Origin of the sequence: Corynebacterium sp. HMSC064H12 (genome assembly GCF_001809925.1) — a bacterium.
Taxonomy (GTDB): Bacteria; Actinomycetota; Actinomycetes; order Mycobacteriales; family Mycobacteriaceae; genus Corynebacterium; species Corynebacterium jeikeium_D.
Map to the genome: position 1 here is coordinate 1 of NZ_KV799339.1, position 988 is coordinate 988.

Here is a 988-nt window from a genome sequence, read left to right on the forward strand (position 1 = left end):
GGGGGTTGCAGGTAGGTAAACAGCAGGTCTCTGCGGTGCAGAGATAGCAATGATTGATAGGCCGCTCGGACGCGTTGGTGGGTGTAGACCTTGGTGTAGGCGCCGGTAACGGGGTCTTTGATGGTGGTTTTCTCGTTCATCCATTCCCGGTAGGTGTGGTCGAATTCGTGCAGGTGGGCGACCCATGTGGATGCTTGGTCAAGGTCGGTGATGCGAGTGAGTTTCAGGGCTAGGCGGTAGAGGGTTTTGCCGGCATCGGTGCGGGGGTTGCTGGTGGTGTGGCGGCGGACTGTTCGTTGGGCGTGGACGAGGCAGCGTTGGATGCGTGTTGTTGGCCAGCAGTGGTGGATGGCTGATTGGGCCCCTTGTCCGCCGTCTGTGACTGCGATTAGTGGTGCGGCAATGGGGCGTAGGAGTTCGGTGTAGGCGGCGGTGGTTTCGTGTCTGGCCCAGGTCCAGTTGATGACGTGGGTTTTACTGGCTGCGATCAGGAGGCATCCGGACTTTAGATAGGTCGCGTCGAGGAAGATTTGGTCATGGATGCGGAATGAGTCGATGGTGGGTGTGGGGATGATCCACCAGCACCATCGGAATCGGTGGTGCATGGTTTGCCTGGTTACGCCATGGTGTGCGGCGAAGGTGGTTAGAGATTGGGTGCCGGTGGCCCATTGGATGAACAAAGCCATGGTGGCGGTGTTTTTGTTGTGGGTTTGGGTGTTGCGGGTAAAGGAGTGTCCGCAGTGGGTGCAGCGCCAACGGGTGGTTGATTTGCTGGTGGTGCCGTTTTTCTTTGTGTTGTTGCCGCATAGTGGGCAGCTGGGGCGGTTGGTGGTCATCCTTTAATCCAACCGGTGTGCGGTTAGCACAAATGTGGCCGGAGGTGCGGGATGGTGTGGGTAATAGCTTTCGGGGAGCTATTCTTTGGTGATTTGTGGTGTGTGGTCTGGGGTTATGGTGGCATGCGGACACACTTTTCTTTACTTAACCC

General features: G+C 57.4%; 1 protein-coding gene. It reads right to left on the reverse strand.

Going from position 1 to position 988, the window contains the following annotated elements; translation table 11 throughout:
- Window positions 1-836, reverse strand: an 836-nt coding sequence (locus HMPREF2681_RS11025) for an IS256-like element IS3503 family transposase (RefSeq protein ID WP_070546279.1), incomplete at its 3' end; no start/stop codon positions are given.
- Window positions 837-988: the final 152 nt, after the last annotated feature.